The organism is Sinorhizobium sp. CCBAU 05631, assembly GCF_002288505.1.
GTDB lineage: Bacteria > Pseudomonadota > Alphaproteobacteria > Rhizobiales > Rhizobiaceae > Sinorhizobium > Sinorhizobium fredii_C.
Genome location: NZ_CP023063.1, coordinates 2899653 through 2924175 on the forward strand (window position 1 = coordinate 2899653; position 24523 = coordinate 2924175).

The following is a 24523-nucleotide window of genomic DNA, read 5'->3' on the forward strand; positions in this document are numbered from 1 at the left end:
CCACCAACTAAACTCGGCGGACTGTCCGCTTTGCCATTATTTCTTCGACCGTTGGAAACGCCTTGAGGGCCTCATCAGGTAGGCCGCGGCTTGCAGCGACCGCCTCCATCCAGCCGCCATGCGCTTCCGGTTCGCCGACTATGATGCGGCCGACCATTCCAGCCTGCTCGTGGGGAACGCAATAATAGTCATAAACCCCTTGCTCGGTGAAGGTTACCGAAAAGCTCTCGGTGGGCAGGAGATAGTCTGAATCCCAGGATTTTGCCGATTCAGGAATGCGCAGCGGCCTCCCGAAGTTTGCTGGATGATAGGCGGTCGTCGTATGCGAATTGCCGGGGTTGAAGTTGGTCCAGCGGACCATCTGACCCGGCTTGATCAGTACACCGATCGGGTCGAACCAGACATGCGAGCCATCGGCGCGCCCGTGCATCCTGATCTCCACGACCTCTTCGGCCCACACGTCCCGCTGGGACAGGGAAAGGACGGCGGCGAGCCCGCCCCATAGACCCAGCACGTCACGCCGCGCGACCCTCATTTGGCGACGCTCGCTTCGCCGGCCGCTGCAACATGCCACAGCACCACATGGACATGCGGCTCTTCCACGCCTGGATGGCCGGCATTGTAGTAAACGTCGACATGGTCGACGCCGCCGCCAGGCGCTGCAAGATTATCGAATGACTTGTCCGGATTAAGATCCTTGGTCGGCAGCATGTAGATGGTGCTGACAAGCTTTCCGTCACGATCATATGCGAGGAACGGTCCGGCTGGCAGAGTCGCCGGATCGACGAAGAGCTGGCCCATGCCGGGGAGGAAGTCGGGCAACTTCACCAGCTTGCTGACCTGCTGATAAGGAGCGGCCGGCGGCGCCTTTGCGACTTCATCCGCCGCCATGGCACCAAGCGCGCTGGTCAGTGTCAGAACTGGTACGAGGAAACGTTTTTTCATCGGGGGGGATCCTTTTTCAAAGCCGAGGTCGCGGAAATTCCGGCGGCCAATGGCTGTTCGTACGACCTGTCGCGTGCAGCCATTCAAGAACCAGGCGGGAATATTAGTCCAATGAAATAAACTGGCATTTCAGTGCAGTATTTCTGCATTCTTGCAAGTTTTCGGCTTCGCCGCCTCTGGTTGCTGAAAGTGTACTGAACGGGAGATATCCAAGAGTTCAACTCGGTGAACGTTTCTGGCCGAGCGCTTGATTTCAAAAATTCCGTCCCCATGTTTAAGTTATTATGAATATTTCCGTGACCCACAGAGAGCCACAACGCCTCAAAGCAGGCCTCTAGCCCGGACGCGAGCTCTACCGGGCTTCGCGTCCGGGTCAGCCACATCCTCGATTCAATCACAAAGTGCAGCAGACGGCGTGCCAAACGCACTCCGTTTGCGCTCGCGCGTACCGGCTTAGAGGCAACCATGTTGACGTTCAGAAACCTATCAGAAGAAGATATTACTCTTGACCTTGCGACAAAGGGAAAGCACTCGGCGCTGTCCAGGATCGCTGTCAAACTTGCGCGAAAAGCCGGGCTTGATGATCGGGCGGTCCTTCGGGGCATCTGGAGGCGGGAGCGGCTTGGCTCAACCGCCATCGGTCGTGGCATCGCCGTCCCGCACGCGTTGCTGCGCTCGATCTCGTCTCCCGTAGCGTCGTTTACGCGACTGGCTCCCCCGATCGATTTCAAGAGCCCCGACCTCGATCCCGTCGATCTCGTCTTTGCCCTGCTTTGGCCGCGCTCGGAGGTTCGCACCTTCTTGCCCGCGCTGTCCCAACTGTTTCGGTTCGTGCGGGCGCCGCTGATCCGGGATGGCCTCCGGCTTGCCCGGTCGCCCGATGAGGTGATGGCGATCCTGCAGAGCGAGGCATGGTCGATCAACGACATCCCATCGCGGGCCAGTGCGGTTCAAAGGGTGGCGGTAAGGTAAACCATAGGAGGACACGAAAAATGAAGAAGCACAGCCAAACCCCACGAAAGCCTTCGATCGTGATTGGCGAGACGGATCACCAGCGATTGAACAAACTCGCGCTCGCCGCGGCCGATCGCCTTCCCGAAATTTCCGATGGTCTCCTCCTCGAACTCGAACGCGCAGGGGTGGTGCCGGACGGCTCGGTGCCTTGGAATGTCGTGCGAATGGGATCGACGTTGGAGTATGAGACGGATACCGGAGATAGGCGAACCGTGACGCTTGTGTTCCCGAAAGACGCCGACATTTCCGAAGGAAAGATATCGGTCCTGACCCCGATCGGAACTGCCCTTCTCGGCTTGTCCGCCGGTCAGACGATGAGATGGACCGCACGGGATAACAGGCAGCACAAATTGACGGTGTTAGCGGTTACCGAAAAGCGGGCAGCAGGCAAGGCTTCCATTCCTCCGACACGCCCAAGCCTTCTTGCCTAACGCAGAAAACAATCGCTGACGTTCGCAGTCTCTGCCGATCGGTCCGAGCGTGGCCGGCAAGGTCGGCGCTGCCGTGCTTGCTGGCCAAACGGCCCAGTCGATCGCTCCCATGCTAGGCAGTCCAATTTGTAGAAAGGAAAATGGAACATGATTACTGGCTCCCAATGTCGTGCGGCACGTGCACTTACGGAACTCTCGCGCCAGCGCCTCGCGACATCTTCCGGTGTTGGGGTCGAAACCGTACTGCGTTTTGAGCGGAAGCTCGACAAACCGAATGATGATGAAGTGCTCGCCTTGCAGTCAGCTCTGGAAAGAGCTGGCGCCCTCTTCATCCCTGATAATGGCAGCGGCATTGGTGTGCGGCTGAAATTCTCAAAATCTGTAGCTCGACGTATCGACATACTTGAGAATGAAGGCGGTATAGTTGCCCCTGACCGGGTGCCTTAAGTGCAACCCAGTCAGCGGCGATTTGCGTGCCGGTTTCTCGAGCAACATTAGCACCCGCGCCTGAAAAAACTCTTGAGCGACCGCTCATCCCTCTGCAGTCAACGGTTCCCAGAACTTCAACCGCTAGGCAGAATCTTTGACCTTTGCGGTCGCCCAATGATCCTCACAGATCCGAATGGCTCAGGTTACCTGAACGGCCGCGTTGCCCCGCATCGCGTCCCTTCGTAATGGTCACTGCGTGCGACTGCTCTCCATCTGTGGACGCTCCGTAAGACGCAAGCGGTTTTTGGGCGGTTAGCACGTTGTCGGATGCTGCCATCTGTCCGGCCTCTTGGTGCAGCGCTGAGGCTGCGGGCCCGTATTGAAAAACAATCAAGCTTTACGACCCGCCTTCAGATGTTGGGTCCGGTGCGCGACCTGGCGCTGTTCAATCTCGCGATCGACAGCAAATTTCGCGCTTGTGATCTCGTCGCGATCTCAGTTGCTGATGTCGCGATTTCCGGACGGGTTCGTGACCGGGCGATTATCATTCAGAAGAAAACCGGCCGACCCGTGCAATTCGAACTGACCGATCAAACGCGGGAGGCCGTCGCTGCAAGGATCGGAACTCGCAGGCTCGGTGAACGGGATGACCTGTTTCCGAGCCGCGTGCACTTATTGCCGCATCTGTCGACGCGGCAATATAGCAGGGTCGTTGAAAAGTGGGTGTCGAGCATCGGGCTCGATCCCAAGCGCTACGGCACACACTCGATGAGACAAACGAAGGCGGCCCTCATCTACAAGAAGACCGGCAACCTTCGCGCCGTCCAACTCTTGCTCGGCCACAAGAAGCTGGAGAGCACCGGACAATACCTCGGAATCGAGGTCGACGATGCCCTGGCCATTTCTGAGCAGGTCGAGTTGTAGTATTCAATAGCGGCGTTTCGAACAGAGGCGCCGCTATTTCGCTATGCCGAAGGCCATATTCGACCCTTTGCTGCCCTTCCGGTCCGGCACGATGAACCGCAAGTTTTGAGCCAGAGCGGACGCTTGGGCACTAGCATGTTCACTTCTTAGTGAACTGCTCGCCACCAAGCCATACTGCTCCCACCCATAACCGAGGGTCCCAAAAAATATCCGGCGCTTGATCTTCGACAGATAGAGGACGTGCCCGAACGTTTTGGCGCTCATATCGAGCAACAGGTAGACCGTCATAATATTGGCACCCTGAAGCCGAAGAGAGGCCAGGCGGCACGACCGAGTTCGGGCAACACCGCCTGGAGCGAGGAATGGTCGGATGCGCCATGGATCGTCGCTTTCCCCGCCTTTAGACGAACAAGAAGTCGCCAGCATTAAAAGCGGTGAGATTGCCCAAAGTAGTTACAGTGTCGAGGTCCGCAACCAGTACTGCGCCGCCGGCCACAGCTGGATTAGGATCGTAGTAAACTGCAGCGTGGCCGAGATCCGTATTGTGGAATACGAAGAATGCACCCGTCGCGATGTTACTGTAGCCGTTGATCGTGTTCTGCACTGTCGCGTTGGTGACGCTGGCATCCGTTTTCACGGCTACCTCTGTGCTGGCAACATTGATCGCTGCGTCGTTCCCGGTCTTGAAAATGAAGACCGTATCGTTGTTACCGGCGGAGAACTCGTTGGCCGCAATCCCGACTTCGAAGCCCAATTTATCGACAGACGTCGAGTTCGCGCCGGGATTGAAGTCGGTGACGTGGTTTGTTGTGCTTGCGAAGTTCCGGAAGACAAACGTGTCGAAGCCGCCTCCCCCGGTGAGAATGTTGTTGCCGGCGCCGGCATCAAGGACGTCTTCGCCGCTACCGCCGACGAATACGTCGTTTCCCTGCGTCCCGGTAAGTGTCAGGTTAGCCCTGAGTTCATCACCCTGGGCCTTTCCATCGATGTACGAGTAGTTGTAGTTCAGGGAGGCTAGGTCGATTTCGTTTTCCACGTTGTTGGACGGCGTGGAGGGTGTACGGATTGTGAATTGTGCAGTCGACGTGTGTCCCTGTCCATCGTCTACCGTGTACGACAGGGTGGCTGCTTGGTTGACATTGCCCGTGCTCACGTTGAACCCGGTGACAGCCCCGCCGGCCGTCACCGGCGTGATCGTCCAACCGCTCGGCAGCGAGCCGATAATGCTCGACGCAGAAATCGAAAGGGCGTCTCCGTCGGTGTCCGCGTCATTGTTGAGCAACCACGCGGCTGATAAGAAAACGGACGTTCCTGTTGAAATGACGATCGCATCATCGGATGCCGCCGGAGCCACATTGGCCGGCGGATTGACCGTGATCGCCACCGTATCCGTATCGCTTGCCAAGCCGTCCGACGTGACCACCGTCAACGTGTCGGCGCCGCTGTAATTGGTATTGCTGAGATAACACAACGTAGCCAAAGCGGCATTGACCTGGGCCAGGGTCCCGCTGATCGTCACCGTGTTCGTGCCGTTGTTGTTCAAGGTGAAGCCGCCTCCCGTTCCGACCGTCAGTTTGCCGCTGGAAACGGAGAGCGTCGTGGTCACATTGGCGGTGTCTACATCGGCGACAGCGACACCGGTAATTGCGGTCGCGATGTTAGAGCCGACTGTCTGGGAGCATGGTATCGTGTTGACCGGGGCGTCGTTGGCGCCCTCGATGGTGATGGTGGCGGTCTGGGCGACCGAGCCGCCATGGCCGTCGATGACGTCGTAGCTGTAGGTGATGACGGCGGTCTCGCCGACGGCGAGGTAGTTGTAGGCGCTCGGGTCGACCGACAGGCCGTCGCCGTTGACGGTGACGCCCGAAGCGTCGCCGCCCGTCAGCGTCAGGCCGGAAACGTTGAGCACATCGCTGGCATCGGCATCGCTCGCCCCGGCCAGCAGATCGACGCTGAAGCCGGCCTCGTCCTCGCTGGCACTGCCGCTGACCGCCGCCGACACCGCCGGCTGGCCGTTGCGGCCCTCGATGGTGATGGTGGCGGTCTGGGCGACCGCGCCGCCATGGCCGTCGATGACGTCGTAGCTGTAGGTGATGACCGCGGTCTCGCCGACGGCGAGGTAGTTGTAGGCGCTCGGGTCGACCGACAGGCCGTCGCCGTTGACGGTGACCCCCGAAGCGTCGCCGCCCGTCAGCGTCAGGCCGGAAACGTTGAGCACATCGCTGGCATCGGCATCGCTCGCCCCGGCCAGCAGATCGACGCTGAAGCCGGCCTCGTCCTCGCTGGCACTGCCGCTGACCGCCGCCGACACCGCCGGCTGGTCGTTGCGGCCCTCGATGGTGATGGTGGCGGTCTGGGCGACCGAGCCGCCATGGCTGTCGATGACGTCGTAGCTGTAGGTGATGACCGCGGTCTCGCCGACGGCGAGGTAATTGTAGGCGCTCGGGTCGACCGACAGGCCGTCGCCGTTGACGGTGACCCCCGAAGCGTCGCCGCCCGTCAGCGTCAGGCCGGAAACGTTGAGCACATCGCTGGCATCGGCATCGCTCGCCCCGGCCAGCAGATCGACGCTGAAGCCGGCCTCGTCCTCGCTGGCACTGCCGCTGACCGCCGCCGACACCGCCGGCTGGTCGTTGCGGCCCTCGATGGTGATGGTGGCGGTCTGGGCGACCGAGCCGCCATGGCTGTCGATGACGTCGTAGCTGTAGGTGATGACGGCGGTCTCGCCGACGGCGAGGTAATTGTAGACGCTCGGGTCGACCGACAGGCCGTCGCCGTTGACGGTGACGCCCGAAGCGTCGCCGCCCGTCAGCGTCAGGCCGGAAACGTTGAGCACATCGCTGGCATCGGCATCGCTCGCCCCGGCCAGCAGATCGACGCTGAAGCCGGCCTCGTCCTCGCTGGCACTGCCGCTGACCGCCGCCGACACCGCCGGCTGGTCGTTGCGGCCCTCGATGGTGATGGTGGCGGTCTGGGCGACCGAGCCGCCATGGCCGTCGATGACGTCGTAGCTGTAGGTGATGACCGCGGTCTCGCCGACGGCGAGGTAATTGTAGGCGCTCGGGTCGACCGACAGGCCGTAGCCGTTGACGGTGACCCCCGAAGCGTCGCCGCCCGTCAGCGTCAGGCCGGAAACGTGCAGCACATCGCTGGCATCGGCATCGCTCGCCCCGGCCAGCAGATCGACGCTGAAGCCGGCCTCGTCCTCGCTGGCACTGCCGCTGACCGCCGCCGACACCGCCGGCTGGTCGTTGCGGCCCTCGATGGTGATGGTGGCGGTCTGGGCGACCGCGCCGCCATGGCCGTCGATGACGTCGTAGCTGTAGGTGATGACGGCGGTCTCGCCGACGGCGAGATAATTGTAGGCGCTCGGGTCGACCGACAGGCCGTCGCCATTGACGGTGACCCCCGAAGCGTCGCCGCCCGTCAGCGTCAGGCCGGAAACGTGCAGCACATCGCTGGCATCGGCATCGCTCGCCCCGGCCAGCAGATCGACGCTGAAGCCGGCCTCGTCCTCGCTGGCACTGCCGCTGACCGCCGCCGACACCGCCGGCTGGTCGTTGCGGCCCTCGATGGTGATGGTGGCGGTCTGGGCGACCGAGCCGCCATGGCTGTCGATGACGTCGTAGCTGTAGGTGATGACCGCGGTCTCGCCGACGGCGAGGTAATTGTAGACGCTCGGGTCGACCGACAGGCCGTCGCCGTTGACGGTGACCCCCGAAGCGTCGCCGCCCGTCAGCGTCAGGCCGGAAACGTTGAGCACATCGCTGGCATCGGCATCGCTCGCCCCGGCCAGCAGATCGACGCTGAAGCCGGCCTCGTCCTCGCTGGCACTGCCGCTGACCGCCGCCGACACCGCTGGGGCGTCGTTGGTGCCGTGGATAGTCACCACGACTTCTCGACTGGCCGTACCATCGGCCGACCACACCGTCAGCGTCTCTGTCACCATCTGCCCGGCGGTGAGCGCCTGCGTCGCGGCGCACGCGTTGTCGAGCACGTACGTCCACGCCCCGGTCGTCGCGTCGAAGCTGAAGCGGCCGTAGGTGCCATCAAGCGCATTCTTTTGAGGCGTCTGGAAATGTTTCTGGCCGGTATCGACATCGCAGACGTTCAGTGTGCCGGCGGCAGTTGCCGAACCAGGGTCGCCATTGCTCGTGCCTCCTGCTTCGATTACGGACCCTGTGGACGTGCCGCTGATCGCTGCCGCGTCGTTCTGGCCGACGATGTCCAGCGTCACTTTCGCGTAGCTGAGGGTGCCATTGGATAGCCGGATGGAATAATAGAAAGAGTCCTGGATAGACTCACCCCCAGACAGCGAATCGACGCTCCGGGCATTCTCAGGCGAATTGGAACCGCTATCGATTCTGAATTCGATCTTTCCATTGTAGATTCGGATCCAGTTTCCTTCGGCGGTCTTCTCCCAGCCTGTTGTAATATTGCTCTGCAACAACTCACTCATAAAATTCGAGCCGCCGTCGTCGATGGACCAGAGTGTCTTCGCCTTGCCGCCGAGATCGTTGGACATCACGTTCAGCGCGATGGTGCAGGTAGCCGCATCGTAGATTCCAGACGCCAGCAGTTGCTCTTCAGTCCATCCATAAGTGTCGCCCTGCGCCTGCGGAGTGTTGTTGAAGGATGTAGTGCTCCCACCACCTGTGGTCTGCGTCGCCATAAACCCTCTCCATTACTTTGGGTGCCCTGCTCGGGTCGTGTGATTTCGAGTTTGATAGATTGCGGCGGCCTTTCCGGGATGCCGCTCGTGCATGTTTATCTGGAGCGGCCCAGGTCACATCCAGAGACCTCGGAACAAAGGCGTCCACATCGCCTGTTCCGTCGGAGATCTGGTAAATTCGCGAGATCGCATTCAGGAAGAGGGTGGGAAACCGGCCGAGCTCAGCCGGTCCCCCCGCAATCAAAGCTGGCGCGCCCTCATCAGGCGAAACTACTCTGCACACGCCTGCTCCTTTCCGGCCAGCGCATTCAAATTGCCGGTCTGGCTTATGCTGGAAAATTTGATTGGTTCCCCTAGCCGCTTCCACGCTAACGCAGCAACGGCTCGAGCAGATCCCTATCCCTGCTAAGTTCTTAACATGTTTGATCAATTAAAAAACTAATCTTACGGTGTACTACTTTAATGCAGACGGATTAAACCTTGGGCGCTTCGCATTTCTCAACTGTTTAGAGGTTCAAGCTATACTGGAGAGCTTTCGCTTGTCGTTAGCACTGCGTCCGGAAAATTGTCGCCATGTCCATTTCGCCGACCGCAAGCGCACTCCCCCGGCGCGGCTGTTAGGGCGAGTCTCTCCCCGTAACTGTCGGTTCCCAATTGCCCGACAATGACTGCATCAGTCGCGGCTTGCGGCGTCGAGGTGCGGTGGAACGAAAGTCTCATTCGGTCGAAGGGCGTCAGGCAGCGTCTCGGCTGACCCAAGGCGGCGCATTCCGCGATAGACGGTGGTCGAGGCCCGAGTTGCTTGCAGCTTCAGTTGGTAGTCATCCGGCATTGACGAGTTTCATGCGGCCGGGACTTTTCATCTCGAGTGCTGACTACCAAGCCTCTTACCTTGTTCTCTTGCGGCGGCGATGCATTCGTTCGTTCGGAGATCAGCCTGCGCGAATGCGGTGGCACCGAACACAGGGAAGATCAGCTCGCGATCGGCCGAAGCGGACCTGCAGCCTTCCTGCTATGATCCGGTTTAGCTCGCAATAACGCGCCGGCCCAGGGCTGGTGCCTCGGCACCACCAGAGGGCACCAATGTCGCCCGAACCCATAAGAAAACCGACTCGCCAGGTCCAATCCTAGCGTCGGAAATTCCACCGTTGGGGGCGCTGACAGGCGGGATCTCTGATCTTTGCCGTCGTCCCAAGGGCTCTCGTAGAACCAATGAACCAAATCGCTGAACGGCGGCTTTGTCCCGCCTCGTGTCCCTTCGTACTGATAGCTGCGAACGACTGCTTGCCAACCAACATTGCCGTTTGCCGCCGGCGAATCGCGCCTTCTCTTTTCGCTGCGATCGGCTCCAGCATGCGCCAGCATTCGCACTAGGCGAACGCAGGTCGCTACCGCAGAAAATTGAAGCAAAGACGCAAGTCGAGGATGGCCGTCTTTCGCCTGCCGCGATTGTTCAGGCTTCACTCATCCCCTGCTAATCGACCTTTGCCCGAACCAGCGCATGAATTGCACCTGGGAGCCGCGTGGCCATGAGCGCGCGCCGCAATCAAGCTCTTTGCGCGCTCGGCCGCAGATCATCTCGACCATCATTCGCCAATAGGCAGCTCCTAGGAAATGAGCACACTCATTAGAGGCTCGCTCCACCGCGCCTGCAATTACCGCTGGTATATGTCCTAATGTCGGCGGGTGATCCGATGATCCTGCAGTGAGCCCTTGAGCCGATGGCAAGCACGACCAGAGGCGAGCGAAGCGAAAGCTTCCGGGTCGGTACACCGGTCGGACCCAGCCCTGACGGTTCCGACTTCGGAATATCGACTCAGGCGCTTGCATGAAATCTATGCCAATTTTCCAGAACAACTCAGCCGGCCGCGACAGAGGGGCTCATTGAATTGACAAGCCTGACCGGCGCAATTCAGCGTTCTATGGGAATGCTCTTCTGAGGAAGAGGGTGGAGCGCAGCCCGAAGGCCTGAATTCAATATTCCGCCCCTACGATTGCCGCGGAGCGCTTTGGCATTCTTGCTCAGGCGCTGCGGGTCTCTGCCTCAGGAAAGCGGACACACGCAGATCGACGTCTCTCTGTCACCCTTGCAATTCTAGGTCGCATGTGGCGTAATTGCGAGCGGACGATTCGATGATCCTTGAGCGAGCCCTTGAGCCGATGGCATTACGACCGGAGGCGAGTGAAGCGAGAGCTTCCGGGTCGGTACGCCGGTCGGACCCAGCCCTGACGGTTCCACATCTGGAACACCACTCAGGTGCCCGTACGGAAAACTATGCCGATTTTTTGTAGAGCCTCGCAGTCATTTCGGAACGCTTGCGCATACCACGGGCGCTGACTACCGAACTGACGATGCCTTCGCGCGAACATACCCCCAGGGGAGGCTCCTTCGAGCGGAAATTTCGGAACCTGGTCAGGAGATGTTGATGACTATGCTGCGCCAGCGTTCATTGGCTCTGAAGGCGGAAGATTATCAAGGAAGAAACCGGCCTCAATTACTGAACACCCGACTTCAAAAAGTCCAGCGGATGCATAGCGACAGTATGGTATCTGACGCCTGCCACCGATGCTGAGGCAAGCGCCTTCACCGTCCCCGCTGTTCTGCTTTTGACGCATGCCAGAACTCTTGAGCAGTCCATGCGCGACGCCGCGCATGGACTGCTCTTGCATGCACGATCCTCAACTTGAGATCAACGACCGCCCCTCCCAGGGGGCTGCCTTGGAGAAAGTGATGAAAGCGTTTGCCACAGGCGACCGCCCCCGTCGCTCGACTGTATTGCCGGCTGCGCTGCAGCCCATTGGCGTCACACGTGAGCAAGCAGCGGCTCTCCTGAGCATTAGCCCCCCGCTGTTCGACAGCGCTGTCAGGGCCGGCACGATGCCCCCGCCGCGCGTGCTTGGAAGCCGCAACATATGGAGCGTTGACGAATTGAGGGAAGCCTTCCAGGCGCTCCCGCTCAAATGGGACGCGGCGAGCGAACTTGACGAACAACAACCGCAGCAGGGCAATGGTTTTGACAATGCCAAAACGGCTCGATGACAAGCTTCCGAGAGGCGTCAGCCTGGACCGCGACTTTCGCACCCGCAAGCCGCGTTATTATTTTCGCGCGCCGGGCAAGAACAAAGTTCGGCTTCGCGAAAAACCGGGAACGGTCGAGTTCGACAAGGAAGTCGCCTGCGCGCGTCTCGGCGTGCCTTATGCTCCAAGGGAACAGGACGAGAAACGGCCGGGGCAGCTGAAGCGTAAGCCTTTGGAGGGTACGGTCGACTGGTTGCTGGCAGAATACAAGCGACGCGTTCGGGGAAATATCAGCGCCAAAGTTCTCGCCCGCCGTTCGCGCATCCTCGAAGAGATCTGCAGCTACAAGTTCGGCAATGCGCGCTGTGGCGATCTTCCCTACGCCGACATGCGCAAACGGCATGTACTGGAGATCCGCGATGCGATCCGCACCAAGCCCGGCGCCCGCAATGATGTGAAGCGCGCCCTCTCCGCCATGTTCTCATAGGCCGTCGAGAGCGATCTGGCCGCATTGAACCCGGCCGCGAAGATCAAGCTGCTGCACTCAGGCGATGGTTTCCACACATGGACGGTCGAAGAGGTGCGGCAGTTCGAGGCAAGGCATCCCGCCGGGTCGAAGGCTCGCCTCATGCTGCACCTGGCACTCTACACCGGCCTGCGCCTCGACAGCCTTGCGGTCCTCGGCCGCCAAATTTGCGCAACGGCATTCTGACGATCCGCCCTGAGAAGACCCGGAAATCAAGCGGCGTGATGGTCGAGATCCCGGTGCTGCCGGTCCTGCAAAAGACGATCGACGAAACTCCGATCGGCAACCTGACGTTCCTCGTGACGGAGTTCAACAAGCCGTTCACTACCAATGGCCTCGGCAACAAGATGCGTGACTGGTGTGATCAAGCCAGCCTCTTTCATTGCACCACTCACGGGCTGCGCAAGGCTGGCGCGACGATCGCGGCCGAGAACGGCGCGACCGACGAGGAACTGATGGCCATCTTCGGCTGGACGACCAAGAACCAGACGACGACCTACACCAAAAAAGCGCGCCGCAAGAAGATGGCCGCAGGAGCGATGCACAAGCTCGTGCCGGAACAAAAGTAGGTCACTTTTGTCCCACACATTTCGGGTTTGGAAAATGTGGGACAAAAACAGCCAAAGAGATAAGGAAAATCAACGGCTGCTTTAAGAGTTGGTGCCCCATGCCGGGGTCGAACCAGCACTCCTTTTGGGAACTCGATTTTGAGTCGAGCGCGTCTACCAATTCCGCCAATGGGGCAAGGCTCAAGCGATATCAGCGGTTTGGGATTTACACGATCGTTTTCGCGCCGGTCAATCGAGAAATTGCGATTTTCGCAGCGGCGATCACAAAAGCGTGCGGCCGGGGGCCGGTGACGGCGATTTACAGCGGAACCGAACCTACATAAGAAGACGGGCGCCGTTTCGCCGCCCTTGCGAGGTATTCATGATCGAGGCTTCCGCCGCCACGCGCCAGCAACTGCTTCTCGCCCTCGTCGTCACGCTCGGCATGGCGGCGACCGTCGGTGGCGCGCTCGGTTTCGAGCATATCGGCGGCTACATCCCCTGCGCCCTCTGCCTCATGCAGCGCGACCCTTATTACTACGGCATTCCGCTCGGCCTCGTCGCCATTGTCGCCAGCGTGCTGAAACTGCCGGCCTGGACGACGCGCGCGCTGCTCGGAACCGTCGGCGTCCTGATGCTCGTCGGCGCCGGGATCGGCGTCTATCACGCCGGTGCTGAATGGCATTTCTGGGAGGGTCCGTCGACCTGCGCGACGACCGCCCAGGGCATCTCCTCAAATGTCGGCGACCTGCTCGGCGATCTTGACGCGAAGCACGCTCCGTCCTGCACCGACGCGGCGCTGCGCGTCCTTGGCCTGTCCTTCGCCGGCTGGAACGTCATCGCCAGCCTGATCCTCGCGGCGATCGCGCTGCGGGGCGCCGCCAAGGCGTAAGGTCGCAACCGCTCACGCCAAGATATTCGCATTGACCTGAAAAAAGGCACGGCCTTACGGCTGCAGCTCGACATCCCAGTAGAGATAGTCCATCCAGCTTTCGTGCAGATGGTTCGGCGGGAAGAGCCGTCCATTGTTGTGCAGGTCCTGCACGGTCGGCTGGTACGGCCTTTGATGCGGGAACATGTGGGCCTGCTTCGGCAGCTTGCTGCCCTTGCGCAGGTTGCAGGGCGAACAGGCTGCGACGACATTTTCCCAGGTCGTCTGGCCGCCATGCGCGCGCGGGATCACGTGGTCGAAGGTCAGATCGTCCGGGGATCCGCAATACTGGCATTCGAACTTGTCGCGCAGGAAGACGTTGAACCGGGTGAAGGCCGGAAAGCGCGACGGCTGGACATAGCTTTTCAGGCAGACGACGCTCGGCAGCCGCATCGAGAAGCTGGGAGAGGAGACGGAGTGTTCGTATTCGGCAAGGATTATCACGCGGTCGAGAAAGACCGCCTTGATCGCGTCCTGCCAGGACCAGAGCGACAAGGGGTAATAGCTCAGCGGCCGGTAATCGGCGTTCAACACAAGCGCCGGCAGGGCCTGAGGTGAGACTGCAATCGTCAAGCGTATTCTCCTGAGCGATTCGGCATCTGCATCTTCTATATTAGGCCTGTTGCGACAGGATTGTGAAGCCGGAAAGAAAAACCAAACAAAGGATTCGCTTTTCTCTTCAAGGCGTCACGGGCAGCGCATCACGCCGCATCTCACGCGCATAGTAAGCCCAGAAAAGCCGGGCCGCGACGCTCCGCCAGGGGGACCAAGAGGCGGCGAGCGAATCGATTTCGCTCGCCGTCGGCCGCAACTCGAAACCGAGCGCGTGACCGACGGCGTTCTGCAGCGCCACGTCGCCGGAGGGAAAGACGTCCGGATGGCCGGCGCAGAAGAGCAGATAGACCTCCGCCGTCCAGCGCCCCACACCCTTGATCGCCGTCAGCTCGTGGATCGCCGCGGCCGCCTCGATGTTGCAGATGCCGTCGAGATCGATCTCGTCCGTAACCGCCGCGGTCGCCACCCGCCGCAGCGTATCTGCCTTGGCGCGGGAAAGACCGAATTGCCGGCAGGCATCGTCGTCAAGCGAAAGCACGGCGCCGGCGCTGATCTCGCCGAGCGACGCCTCCATGCGGCTCCAGATCGCCGCCGCACTCGCCTTGGAGACCATTTGCGAGACGATGATATTGGCAAGGCCGCGATAGCCCGGATCGGTGCGCCTGAGCGGCACCGGCCCGGCCTTGTCGAGGACGTGTTCCAGGCGGGCGTCGAGCATCACGAGACCCGCGAGGCCAGCCTCGATATCGTCGCTTGTGCGAATGATCCGCATGCACCCTCCAAAATAGCGGATGACCTTTATACAGCTTCCATGGCAAAGGAGCACAATGCCCGTTCCGCCGCCAGCACAACCGGTTTTCCGCTTCGCCCCAAGCCCAAACGGCTTGCTGCATCTCGGCCACGCATTGTCAGCCATTATCAACCACGACATGGCGAGCGCGATGGGCGGCCGTTTCCTGCTGAGGATAGAGGACATCGACCGGGCGCGCTGCCGTCCGGAGTTCGAGGCGGCGATTTTCGAGGACCTCGCCTGGTTGGGTCTCATCTGGGAAGAACCGGTGCGGCGCCAATCAGATCAGCTCGATCTTTATGCGGCAGCGCTCGAACGCTTGAGAACCATGGGGCTGGTCTATCCTTCCGTCATGACCCGCGGCGAGATCAAAACGGCGGTGGCGGCGCATGGGGCGAGCGGAAGGGCATGGCCCCGCGATCCGGACGGGACGCCGCTTTATCCGGGCCGCGAGCGTGCGCTGACGGCAAGCGAGCAGGCCGACCTCGTCGCGGGCGGCCGTCCCCACACCTGGCGGCTCGACGTGGCGAAGGCGGTCGGCCGCCTTGCCGAACCGCTCCTGTGGCGCGAGACCGGGGAAGGTCCGGCCGGGGAAACCGGCCTGATCGCGGCGGATCCGGGTGTCTGGGGCGACGTCGTCCTGTCGCGCTCGGACGCGCCCTCGAGCTATCATCTTTCGGTGGTCGTCGACGACGCCCTGCAGGGCATCACCCATGTCGTGCGCGGCCGCGACCTCTACCACGCAACCTCCATCCACCGCCTGCTCCAGCGGCTTCTCGACCTGCCGGAGCCGGTCTATCATCATCATCGCCTGATCCTCGGGGCGGACGGCAGGAAACTGTCGAAGAGCAACGGGGACACAGGTATCGCCGCCTTCCGCACCGCCGGTCGCTCGCCGGCGGAACTGCGCGCCATAGTCCTGGAGGCGGCATAAAGCCGTCCTATTGGGAGGGCGGTCCCTCGCCGCGCCCTTGGAAGCTGCGTGACACCATGCGCTTGACCTTGAACTTCAGGATGGCGGCATTGATCTCGGCGCCGATGATGAAGATCGCCCCGACCATGTAGAGGAAAACCAGCACGATCACGATCGAGGCGAGGCCGGCATAGGTTGCCACATAGTTGGAGAAGGCCGCCAGATAGGATGCGAAGGCATAGGCGCCGATCGACCACAGAAGCAGCGTCAGCAGGATGCCGGGCAACACGTCGACGATCTTGCGGTGCCCGTCCGGCAGCCACAGATGCGACACCAACAGCCCCATCGTCAGCATCGCGAGCGCCAGCGCCAGGCCCCAATTATCGACGGTCGCCAGCACGGCGTCGAGCCAGGGTAGCCATTGGTCGGCATTGCGGACGGCCAGCGGGACGGCGACCAGCAGAATGCTGATGACGGCGAGGATCAGGACGCCGGCAAGCACGAAGCCGAGGCTGGCGAGCCGGGTTATGTACCACGGGCGGCTTTCCGCCACGCGATAGGCCCTGTTCAGCGCAATTCGCAGCGCTTCGACGCCGTTCGAGGCGAAATAGGCGGCCGCGACGACGGAAAGCGTCAAGACTCCGCCGCGCTGGATGGTCAGCACCTCGACGATCTCATCGGCGACGGGCTTGGCGATCGATTCGGGCCAGGCATCGAAGATCAGGTGGACGGCCGTCACCGCGAATTGGTCGGCCCCGAGGAAACTGCCGAGCGCGGTGCCGAAGATCAGGAAGGGGAAGACCGCCATCAGCGACGACAGGGCCACATGGCTCGCCATCGCCCAGCCGTCGTCCTCGCTGAAATGCCAGAGCGCATCGAACACGACCTTCCAGATGATGCGAAGCGATGCCGGCATTCCGTCTCCTGTAGTGCCCGCCCTTCCGCGTGACCGGCTACGCGCTATGCCTGTGGCGGCGCGCCGCCAGGACGCAAGTGCGCGCAATTCAATTGTTTCCCAATCGTGAATATGGGAAACGGGACAGGTATTTCTACAGGAATCGACCGGATGTCTGAACGCCCCACCATTATCGTCACCGGCTGCTCATCCGGCATCGGCGCCTATTGCGCGCGCGCTCTGAAAAGCGACGGCTGGCGCGTCTTCGCGACCGTCCGGCGGCCGGAGGACCAGGCGGAGCTCGAACAGGAAGGCATCGAAACCTTCCTCATGGATTATACCAGGCCGGAGACGATCGCCGCCCTGGTGGAAGCCGTGATGGCGCTGAGCGGCGGGCGGATCGATGCGCTCTTCAACAACGGTGCCTATGGCCAGGCGGGCGCGGTCGAGGACCTGCCGACGGAAGCGCTGCGGCTGCAGCTCGAAACCAACGTGATCGGGTGGCACGATCTGACGCGCCGCGTCATTCCGGCGATGCGGGCTCGGGGCGGCGGCCGCATCGTGCAATGCTCGTCGATCCTCGGTCTCGTCCCCTATCGCTGGCGCGGCGCCTACAACGCCTCGAAATCCGCGCTCGAGGCCCTGTCGCTGACATTGCGGATGGAGCTTGCCGGCAGCGGCATCGAGGTCAGCCTGATCGAGCCGGGGCCGATCACGTCGAAGTTCACCGCCAATGCGCTTGCCTATGTCGAGCGCTTCATCGACCTCAAGAATTCCGTCCACCGGGCGGAGTACGAGAAACAGCTGAAACGCCTGCGCGGCGAAAGCAAGCCGGTCCGCGGAAGGCTCGGACCGGAGGCCGTTTATCACGTTCTGAAACACGCTTTGACGTCGCGCCGGCCGAGGCCGCATTATGTCGTGACCAGGCCCGCCAAACAGGGTGTGCTGCTCAAGAAACTCCTGCCGGCGGCGCTGTTCTACAGTATCATCGGCCGACTCGGCTGATTGAATAGAAGGAGCGATGACATGCCCAGTTTCCTGACCGCCGTGACATTGTTCGTCATGGGCCTGGTTGCGATCGTGCTCATCCGCGGCCTGTTGAACATGGCCCGCAAGGGCAGCGGCAATACGTCCAACAAGCTGATGCAGACGCGCATAGCGTTGCAGGCGCTGGCACTCGTGCTGATCATGCTGACGCTGTGGGTCACCGGCGGTGGCCGGCCGAGCTGAGGACCAAGCGAAGTCACGATGGTCAAGCTCAACAAGATCTACACCCGGACCGGCGACAACGGCACGACCGGCCTCGTTGCCGGCCCGCGCCGCTCGAAGAGCGATCTTCGCGTCGATGCCTATGGAAGCGTCGACGAGGCGAATGCCTTCGTCGGCTTGGCGCGCCAGCATACCGGCGACAGGCCGGATCTCGATCAGATACTGATGCGTATCCAGAACGATCTCTTCGATCTCGGCGCGGATCTCGCCACACCCGAGACCGGCGAGAAGCAGGACTATGAGCCGCTAAGGATCGTCGCCGCCCAGGTGGCTCGCCTCGAGGCCGAGATCGACCGGCTGAATGCCGATCTCGAGCCGCTGCGCTCCTTCGTGCTGCCTGCCGGCAGCGCCGCCTCCGCAGCGCTCCATGCCGCTCGCACCGTCGCCCGCCGCGCCGAACGGCAGATGGTGGCGCTTGCCGAGGCCGAAGGCGAGATCGTCAGCCGCGAGGCGGTTGCCTATATCAACCGGCTCTCCGACTTCCTGTTCGTCGCCGCCCGTTGGGCGAACGACATGGGACGCGCCGACGTCCTTTGGGTTCCGGGCAAGAACAGATAGGCTCGCGCAAAATCACGCTTCGGGGATCGGATGTTCATACCGCTGCACGACAGGAACGCCCTGAAGCATATCGACATGCAATATGTGACGGTGACGCTGATCCTCCTCAATTTCACCCTCTGGCTCTTCACCGTACCGATCGCCACCGAGGAGTTCGCCAATGCCGCCGTGCTCGGTTTCGGCTACATCCCGGCGATTGTGTTCGACTACGCCATTCTCGACCCCGCCCTTGCGCTCGTCCCGGACGAGTTCACCTTTGTCACCTATTCCTTCCTGCATGGCGACTTCACCCATCTGGCGATGAACATGCTGTTTCTCTGGGTCTTCGGCGACAATGTCGAGGACGCGCTCGGGCACGTCCGCTTTCTCCTGTTCTATCTGCTGTGCGCCGCCGCCGGCGCGCTGGCGCACGGGCTCATCGATCCCGCCTCTGAAGCGCCGCTGATCGGCGCCTCCGGTGCCGTCTCCGGCGTGGTCGCCGCCTATTTTCTGCTGCACCCGAAGGTCCGGGTCTGGGTGCTCGTGCTTTTCCGCATTCCCTTGCCGCTGCCCGCCGCCATCCCGCTCGCCTTCTGGATCGGCCAGCAGTTCTACATGTTCGCTGTCGATCCGGGCGGCAGCGTCTCCTGGACCGCCCATATCGGCGGCATCCTTGCCGGCCTCGTTCTCGTGATCGTTTTGCGACGCCGCGGCGTGCCGCTTTTCGATCGCACCATTGTCAGCCCCCGCGCCGTCGAACACGAGTCTGGGCCTGTCGAGGGAACGGAGACGCCCCTGCCGGGCAAGCGGAAACCGCCGACCCCCTGGGGCCGTCCGACCTAAGGAACGGAGCGGGCGGTCCCGATCTGACGATTATACGCTGCGATTTCAACAGATTACGCGGTCTTCAGGCGCAGGGAAAGGTTTCCGCCTCAGGCCCCTCCCGCCCGCTTGCCGGAAGCTCGTCTTACGTGTACGTAAACGTTAATAAAGTTCGCGGGCTAATATCGGTTTAGCGTTGCGGTTGGCGATTGTAATTGGAGAAAAAACGCGTATCGATGTCGCCAATCGACAATCAGGCCGCTTTGTTAAGGCGCATTTTCCTGCGAACGCTGCTGGAGGGAAAGAATCCATGAAAATCCTGGTCACTGTTAAGCGGGTCGTCGACTTCAACGTCAAGATCCGGGTGAAGGCGGACGGTTCGGGCGTCGAGCTTGCCAATGTGAAGATGTCGATGAACCCGTTCGACGAGATCTCGGTCGAAGAGGCGCTGCGGCTCAAGGAGGCCGGCAAGGCTTCCGAAGTCGTCGTCGTCTCGATCGGCCCGGCCAAGGCCGAGGAGACGCTGCGCACCGCGCTCGCCATGGGCGCCGACCGGGCGATCCTCGTCGAGACCGAGGACCAGGTTGAGCCGCTCGCCGTCGCCAAGATCGTCAAGGGTGTCGCCGAAGCCGAGCAGCCGGGGCTGATCATCGTCGGCAAGCAGGCGATCGACGACGACAGCAACCAGACCGGCCAGATGCTCTCGGCGCTGCTCGGCTGGCCGCAGGGCACCTTCGCCTCCAAGGTCGAGCTCGGCGACGGCAAGGTCAACGTCACCCGCGAGGTCGACGGCGGCCTGCAGACGGTCGAATTGAAGCTGCCGGCGGTGGTAACCACCGATCTGCGCCTGAACGAGCCGCGCTATGCCTCGCTGCCGAACATCATGAAGGCGAAGAAGAAGCCGCTCGACAGACACATGCCTGGCGATTTCGGCGTCGACACCGCACCGCGGCTGAAGGTCTTGAAGACCGAAGAGCCGTCCGGCCGCAAGGCCGGCATCAAGGTGAAGTCGGTCGCCGAGCTCGTCGACAAGCTCAAGTCCGAAGCCGGCGTGCTTTAAGTTTAAGGAAAGGGAGATTTCCATCATGGCCATTCTGCTTCTGGCTGACCACGACACCACCCACCTTTCCGACCAGACGGCGAAGGCGCTGACGGCCGCGACGAAGATCGGCGGCGATGTGCATGTGCTCATTGCCGGCTCAGGCGTTAAAGGGGTCGCCGAGCAGGCGGCCAAGCTTTCCGGCGTCGCCAAGGTGCTGGTCGCCGACGACGCCTCGCTCGCCAACAACCTGGCCGAGCCGCTGGCGGCGCTGATCGTCTCGCTCGCCGGTTCCTACGACACGCTGATTGCCGCCGCCACCTCGGTCGGCAAGAACGTCATGCCGCGGGTTGCCGCCCTCCTCGACGTCGCCCAGGTCTCGGAGATCATCGAAGTGGTCTCTGCCGACACTTATCGGCGGCCGATCTATGCCGGCAATGCCATCCAGACGGTGCAGACGAGCGAAGCCAAGCGGGTGATCACCGTCAGGACCGCCTCGTTCGCCGCCGCCGGTGAAGGCGGTTCAGCGGTCATCGAGAGCGTCTCGGCCGCCGCCGATCCGGGGCTTTCCAGTCACGTCTCCGACGCGCTCTCGTCCTCCGACCGGCCGGAACTGACCTCGGCGAAGATCATCATCTCCGGCGGCCGGGCGCTCGGTTCCTCGGAGAAGTTCAAGGAGGTCATCCTGCCGGTCGCCGATAAGCTCGGCGCCGCCGTCGGCGCTTCCCGCGCCGCCGTCGATGCCGGCTATGCGCCGAACGACTGGCAGGTCGGCCAGACCGGCAAGGTGGTCGCTCCCGACCTCTACATCGCCTGCGGCATTTCCGGCGCCATCCAGCACCTTGCCGGCATGAAGGATTCGAAGGTGATCGTCGCCATCAACAAGGACGAAGAGGCGCCGATCTTCCAGGTCGCCGACTACGGCCTCGTCGCCGATCTCTTCGACGTCCTGCCGGAACTGGAAAAGGCGCTTTGAGGGCGCCGCACTCGGGCACGAAAAGGGCTGGAAAATCTGCCGGGTTGGCATTAACAATCGTACCGGGCCGTACCATCGGCCCGGTTTTTTGCATCTTCGGCAGCGCCGCTGCCGAGATTTCCTAAAGTGGATGTTCGCTTCGATGATCAAGACAATCGGAATTATTGGCGCGGGGCAAATGGGCTGCGGCATTGCCCATGTTTCAGCAGCCGCCGGTTACAAGGTACAGCTCTACGATATTGCTGCTGACCGCATCGAAGCAGGGCTGGCGACCATCAACGGCAACCTCGCCCGCCAGGTTTCCTCCGGCAAGATGAGCGACGACGACCGCAAGAAGGCGCTGTCGCTGATGAAGGGCTCGACAGATATCAACGATCTTTCGCAGGCCGATCTCGTAATCGAGGCGGTCACCGAAGACGAAACCGTCAAACGCAAGATCTACGGCCAGGTTTGTCCGATCATGAAGGCGGACGCGCTGCTTGCCACCAACACCTCGTCGCTGTCGATCACCCGGCTCGCCTCGGCGACCGACCGTCCCGAACGCTTCATGGGCATCCACTTCATGAACCCGGTTCCGGTGATGAAGCTGGTGGAACTCGTGCGCGGCATCGCCACCGACGAGGAGACCTTCCGGACTGCCAAGGAATTCGTCGCCCATCTCGACAAGACCGTCACGGTCGCCGAGGACTTCCCCGCCTTCATCGTCAACCGCATCCTGCTGCCGATGATCAACGAGGCGATCTACACGCTCTACGAGGGCGTCGGCACGGTCGATGCCATCGACACGGCGATGAAGCTCGGCGCCAATCATCCGATGGGGCCGCTACAGCTCGCCGATTTCATCGGCCTCGATACCTGTCTGTCAATCATGCAGGTGCTGCACGACGGCCTCGCCGATTCGAAATACCGTCCCTGCCCGCTGCTGGTGAAATATGTCGAGGCCGGCTGGCTCGGCCGCAAGTCCGGCCGCGGCTTCTACGATTATCGCGGCGACGTTCCGGTCCCGACGCGCTGAGGCCCGCGATATCGCTTAACTTTCCGGAGGCGGCGCTATCGCCACCTCGATCAGCCGCTTCGCATCGTCGCTGTCCCAGGCGGCCGGCCCGTTCATCGAACCGATAAGGCAACCCTTCTCGTCGATCAGCAGGGTGGCCGGCAGACCGAAGGCAAGCCCCTCCTTCTTCAGCGTGTTGAAGACGCCCATCGAGGCGTCGCGATAATAGCGCAGGTCTTTGACCCCGATCTCGTCGAGGAAGGCCTTCGGCTTGTCGTCGCCACCGGTGTCGATGTTGACCGCGACGACCTCGAAGCGATGGCCGCCAAGCGCCCCCTGCAGCCCGTCAAGCGCTGGCATCTCCTCGCGGCAGGGCAGGCACCAGGTTGCCCAGAGATTGACGAGCACCGTCTTGCCGGCAAAAGAGGCGAGCGTCAGCGGCTTTCCGTCCGGCCCCGTGAAGTCGAGACCGCCAATCGGCCGCGGATTGGCGGCCGGTGTCATCGCCGCCACCTGGCCGCGCATCAGCGGCGTCAGCGCTGCCACCTTTTCGCCGGCGAGCGGGCAGCTTGCGTCCGCCGTCGGCGCCGCGCCGCCATTGCCAGACCCGGTCTCCTTCACGTATACCGCAGCCGCACCGGCGATCACGCCAAACAGGGCAGCGAGCGCGAACAACTTCACGGCCGGAGGACGTTTCTTCTGGTCTTGCATTTCATTCTCCAAAGGCGGGCATTCCGATGGCTGACGGCAGTTCCGAGACGAAATCCTCCAACCAGATGTGGGGCGGACGCTTCGCCTCGGGCCCGGACGCGATCATGGAGGAGATAAATGCCTCGATCGGCTTCGACAAGAAGCTCTATGCCCAGGACATCCGCGGCTCAATAGCGCACGCCACGATGCTCGCGCATCAGGGCATCATTTCCGCCGAGGACAAAGACAAGATCGTTCACGGCCTCGGCACGATCCTGTCAGAGATCGAAAGCGGCGCCTTCGAGTTCTCGCGCCGGCTCGAAGACATTCACATGAACATCGAAGCGCGGCTGGCGACGCTGATCGGCCCCGCCGCCGGACGCCTGCATACGGCACGCTCGCGCAACGACCAGGTGGCGCTCGATTTCCGCCTCTGGGTGAAGGAAGAACTGCAGAAGACCGAAAGGGCCCTGACAGCGCTGATCGGCGCCTTTCTCGACCGGGCGGAAGAGCATGCCGACACGGTGATGCCGGGCTTCACCCATCTGCAGACGGCCCAGCCGGTGACCTTCGGCCACCATTGCATGGCCTATGTCGAGATGTTCGGCCGCGACCGCTCGCGCGTCCGCCACGCGATCGAGCATATGGACGAAAGCCCGATCGGCGCCGCCGCCCTTGCCGGCACCGGCTTCCCGATCGACCGGCACATGACGGCGAAGGCACTCGGCTTCCGCGAGCCGACCCGCAATTCGATCGATACCGTCTCCGATCGCGACTTCGCACTGGAATTCCTGTCTATCGCCGCAATCGCCGCCACGCACCTGTCGCGTCTTGCCGAAGAGATCGTCATCTGGTCGACGCCGCAATTCGGCTTCATCCGCCTGTCGGATGCCTTCTCGACCGGTTCTTCGATCATGCCGCAGAAGAAGAACCCGGATGCCGCCGAGCTCGTGCGCGCCAAGACCGGCCGCATCAACGGCTCGCTGATTGCGCTTCTGACGGTGATGAAAGGGCTGCCGCTCGCCTATTCCAAGGACATGCAGGAGGACAAGGAACAGGTCTTCGACGCGGCCGAAAGCCTCGAACTGGCGATCGCGGCGATGACCGGCATGGTCCGCGACATGACGATCCGCGCCGACCGGATGAAGGCCGCCGCCGGTTCCGGCTATTCGACCGCCACCGACCTTGCCGACTGGCTGGTCCGCGCGGCGGGCCTTCCGTTCCGCGATGCGCATCACGTGACCGGAAAAGCCGTCGCACTTGCCGAAGAGAAGGGCTGCGATCTCGCTGACCTCCCGCTTGCCGAACTCACGGCGATCAACCCCGCCATTACCGACAAGGTCTTCGACGTGCTGACCGTCGAAGCGTCCGTCGCGAGCCGCACCAGCTTCGGCGGCACCGCACCGGCCGAGGTGCGCAAGCAGATTGCCTGGTGGCGGGCGCGCAATTAGTGGATTCGCTGCCGCCGGCGCGCCCCTAATCCCGCTGCCGCGACCTTCTCCCCGCACGCGGGGAGAAGGCTAGGGTGAGGCAGCGATATGCATTGAAACGTAGACATCTGCGCACACAAACAGGGTGCACAAGTCGCTGAAAAACCGATAAGA

Annotated in this window: 26 protein-coding genes and 1 tRNA gene; 18 read left to right on the forward strand and 9 right to left on the reverse strand. The window is 62.0% G+C overall.

Annotated features, from left to right (window positions below; translation table 11 throughout):
• Window positions 1-7: 7 nt before the first annotated feature.
• Together SS05631_RS14220 and SS05631_RS14225 are read right to left on the reverse strand one after the other, a co-directional pair.
• Entirely contained in the window at window positions 8-535 is a 528-nt protein-coding gene (locus tag SS05631_RS14220) for a plastocyanin/azurin family copper-binding protein (protein ID WP_037427294.1), read from the reverse strand.
• The gene (locus SS05631_RS14225; protein WP_037427296.1) at window positions 532-945 is read right to left on the reverse strand and encodes a DUF5602 domain-containing protein; all 414 of its coding nucleotides are present in this window, start codon (window positions 943-945) and stop codon (window positions 532-534) included. Before SS05631_RS14225 ends, SS05631_RS14220 begins: the two co-directional genes overlap by 4 nt.
• 465 nt (window positions 946-1410) lie before the next feature.
• Between SS05631_RS14225 and SS05631_RS14230 the strand changes: the two genes are divergently transcribed.
• The 4 genes from SS05631_RS14230 to SS05631_RS14245 all read left to right on the forward strand — a co-directional run bounded on the left by SS05631_RS14230 (window position 1411) and on the right by SS05631_RS14245 (window position 3743).
• Window positions 1411-1917 carry a PTS sugar transporter subunit IIA gene (locus tag SS05631_RS14230; protein WP_037427299.1) on the forward strand — a complete coding sequence of 169 codons (507 nt, stop codon included), beginning with the start codon at window positions 1411-1413 and terminating at the stop codon, window positions 1915-1917.
• 20 nt (window positions 1918-1937) lie between these two features.
• On the forward strand, window positions 1938-2390 hold the full coding sequence (rnk, locus tag SS05631_RS14235; RefSeq protein WP_037427301.1) for a nucleoside diphosphate kinase regulator: 453 nt from the start codon (window positions 1938-1940) through the stop codon (window positions 2388-2390).
• Window positions 2391-2537: 147 nt separating this feature from the next.
• The gene (locus tag SS05631_RS14240; RefSeq protein ID WP_037427303.1) at window positions 2538-2837 is read left to right on the forward strand and encodes a transcriptional regulator; all 300 of its coding nucleotides are present in this window, start codon (window positions 2538-2540) and stop codon (window positions 2835-2837) included.
• Between the two features lie 396 nt (window positions 2838-3233).
• Entirely contained in the window at window positions 3234-3743 is a 510-nt protein-coding gene (locus SS05631_RS14245) for a tyrosine-type recombinase/integrase (RefSeq protein WP_083854360.1), read from the forward strand.
• A 33-nt stretch (window positions 3744-3776) separates the two neighbouring features.
• Here the strand turns inward: SS05631_RS14245 and SS05631_RS14250 are convergent, their stop codons facing one another.
• Together SS05631_RS14250 and SS05631_RS14255 are read right to left on the reverse strand one after the other, a co-directional pair.
• Window positions 3777-4031 carry a hypothetical protein gene (locus SS05631_RS14250; RefSeq protein WP_037427306.1) on the reverse strand — a complete coding sequence of 85 codons (255 nt, stop codon included), beginning with the start codon at window positions 4029-4031 and terminating at the stop codon, window positions 3777-3779.
• A gap of 112 nt (window positions 4032-4143) precedes the next feature.
• Entirely contained in the window at window positions 4144-8415 is a 4272-nt protein-coding gene (locus tag SS05631_RS14255; protein WP_095678002.1) for a cadherin-like domain-containing protein, read from the reverse strand.
• A gap of 2728 nt (window positions 8416-11143) precedes the next feature.
• Between SS05631_RS14255 and SS05631_RS14260 the strand changes: the two genes are divergently transcribed.
• The 4 genes from SS05631_RS14260 to SS05631_RS14270 are packed head-to-tail and all read left to right on the forward strand — an operon-like array spanning window position 11144 to window position 12529.
• Window positions 11144-11455, forward strand: a complete 312-nt coding sequence (locus SS05631_RS14260; RefSeq protein WP_245369167.1) for a hypothetical protein — start codon at window positions 11144-11146, stop codon at window positions 11453-11455.
• Window positions 11436-11921, forward strand: coding sequence for a hypothetical protein (locus tag SS05631_RS14265; RefSeq protein WP_037427373.1), 486 nt, complete (start codon window positions 11436-11438; stop codon window positions 11919-11921). Before SS05631_RS14260 ends, SS05631_RS14265 begins: the two co-directional genes overlap by 20 nt.
• Before the next feature lie 24 nt (window positions 11922-11945).
• On the forward strand, window positions 11946-12146 hold the full coding sequence (locus SS05631_RS31895; RefSeq protein ID WP_037427371.1) for a hypothetical protein: 201 nt from the start codon (window positions 11946-11948) through the stop codon (window positions 12144-12146).
• Window positions 12128-12529 carry a tyrosine-type recombinase/integrase gene (locus tag SS05631_RS14270; RefSeq protein ID WP_245369156.1) on the forward strand — a complete coding sequence of 134 codons (402 nt, stop codon included), beginning with the start codon at window positions 12128-12130 and terminating at the stop codon, window positions 12527-12529. Before SS05631_RS31895 ends, SS05631_RS14270 begins: the two co-directional genes overlap by 19 nt.
• Before the next feature lie 89 nt (window positions 12530-12618).
• Here SS05631_RS14270 and SS05631_RS14275 read toward each other — a convergent pair.
• Window positions 12619-12704: transfer RNA gene (locus SS05631_RS14275), tRNA-Leu, on the reverse strand.
• Between the two features lie 186 nt (window positions 12705-12890).
• On the opposite strand from SS05631_RS14275, the gene SS05631_RS14280 reads away from it, so the two are divergent.
• On the forward strand, window positions 12891-13400 hold the full coding sequence (locus tag SS05631_RS14280) for a disulfide bond formation protein B (RefSeq protein ID WP_037427368.1): 510 nt from the start codon (window positions 12891-12893) through the stop codon (window positions 13398-13400).
• 54 nt (window positions 13401-13454) lie between these two features.
• Here the strand turns inward: SS05631_RS14280 and SS05631_RS14285 are convergent, their stop codons facing one another.
• Both SS05631_RS14285 and SS05631_RS14290 read right to left on the reverse strand, forming a co-directional pair.
• Window positions 13455-14012: an HNH endonuclease gene (locus SS05631_RS14285; protein ID WP_037388531.1), complete on the reverse strand. Its 558-nt coding sequence runs from the start codon at window positions 14010-14012 to the stop codon at window positions 13455-13457.
• Between the two features lie 106 nt (window positions 14013-14118).
• Window positions 14119-14766: a DNA-3-methyladenine glycosylase gene (locus tag SS05631_RS14290; protein ID WP_037427365.1), complete on the reverse strand. Its 648-nt coding sequence runs from the start codon at window positions 14764-14766 to the stop codon at window positions 14119-14121.
• A 55-nt stretch (window positions 14767-14821) separates the two neighbouring features.
• Between SS05631_RS14290 and gluQRS the strand changes: the two genes are divergently transcribed.
• A complete protein-coding gene (gluQRS, locus tag SS05631_RS14295) occupies window positions 14822-15718 on the forward strand; it encodes a tRNA glutamyl-Q(34) synthetase GluQRS (RefSeq protein WP_037427363.1) in 897 nt (298 codons plus the stop codon).
• A gap of 7 nt (window positions 15719-15725) precedes the next feature.
• On the opposite strand, the gene SS05631_RS14300 is transcribed toward gluQRS, so the two are convergent.
• Entirely contained in the window at window positions 15726-16613 is an 888-nt protein-coding gene (locus tag SS05631_RS14300; protein ID WP_037427361.1) for a YihY/virulence factor BrkB family protein, read from the reverse strand.
• A gap of 150 nt (window positions 16614-16763) precedes the next feature.
• On the opposite strand from SS05631_RS14300, the gene SS05631_RS14305 reads away from it, so the two are divergent.
• From SS05631_RS14305 to SS05631_RS14335, 7 genes are all read left to right on the forward strand, one after another.
• On the forward strand, window positions 16764-17597 hold the full coding sequence (locus SS05631_RS14305) for an SDR family oxidoreductase (RefSeq protein ID WP_037427359.1): 834 nt from the start codon (window positions 16764-16766) through the stop codon (window positions 17595-17597).
• A gap of 21 nt (window positions 17598-17618) precedes the next feature.
• Window positions 17619-17822 (forward strand): twin transmembrane helix small protein, encoded by a 204-nt coding sequence (locus SS05631_RS14310; protein ID WP_012709193.1) that lies wholly within the window; start codon window positions 17619-17621, stop codon window positions 17820-17822.
• An 18-nt stretch (window positions 17823-17840) separates the two neighbouring features.
• Complete coding sequence (locus SS05631_RS14315) at window positions 17841-18419, forward strand: cob(I)yrinic acid a,c-diamide adenosyltransferase (protein WP_037427356.1); 579 nt, start codon at window positions 17841-17843, stop codon at window positions 18417-18419.
• Window positions 18420-18449: 30 nt separating this feature from the next.
• The gene (locus SS05631_RS14320) at window positions 18450-19241 is read left to right on the forward strand and encodes a rhomboid family intramembrane serine protease (RefSeq protein WP_037427354.1); all 792 of its coding nucleotides are present in this window, start codon (window positions 18450-18452) and stop codon (window positions 19239-19241) included.
• A gap of 289 nt (window positions 19242-19530) precedes the next feature.
• The gene (locus tag SS05631_RS14325) at window positions 19531-20280 is read left to right on the forward strand and encodes an electron transfer flavoprotein subunit beta/FixA family protein (RefSeq protein WP_095678003.1); all 750 of its coding nucleotides are present in this window, start codon (window positions 19531-19533) and stop codon (window positions 20278-20280) included.
• A gap of 25 nt (window positions 20281-20305) precedes the next feature.
• Window positions 20306-21235, forward strand: a complete 930-nt coding sequence (locus tag SS05631_RS14330; RefSeq protein WP_095677910.1) for an electron transfer flavoprotein subunit alpha/FixB family protein — start codon at window positions 20306-20308, stop codon at window positions 21233-21235.
• A 142-nt stretch (window positions 21236-21377) separates the two neighbouring features.
• Entirely contained in the window at window positions 21378-22250 is an 873-nt protein-coding gene (locus tag SS05631_RS14335) for a 3-hydroxybutyryl-CoA dehydrogenase (RefSeq protein WP_037419783.1), read from the forward strand.
• A gap of 15 nt (window positions 22251-22265) precedes the next feature.
• Here SS05631_RS14335 and SS05631_RS14340 read toward each other — a convergent pair whose 3' ends face one another.
• Window positions 22266-22940, reverse strand: a complete 675-nt coding sequence (locus tag SS05631_RS14340) for a TlpA disulfide reductase family protein (protein ID WP_037419771.1) — start codon at window positions 22938-22940, stop codon at window positions 22266-22268.
• Between the two features lie 26 nt (window positions 22941-22966).
• On the opposite strand from SS05631_RS14340, the gene argH reads away from it, so the two are divergent.
• Window positions 22967-24370 (forward strand): argininosuccinate lyase, encoded by a 1404-nt coding sequence (argH, locus tag SS05631_RS14345; protein ID WP_037419777.1) that lies wholly within the window; start codon window positions 22967-22969, stop codon window positions 24368-24370.
• Window positions 24371-24523: the final 153 nt, after the last annotated feature.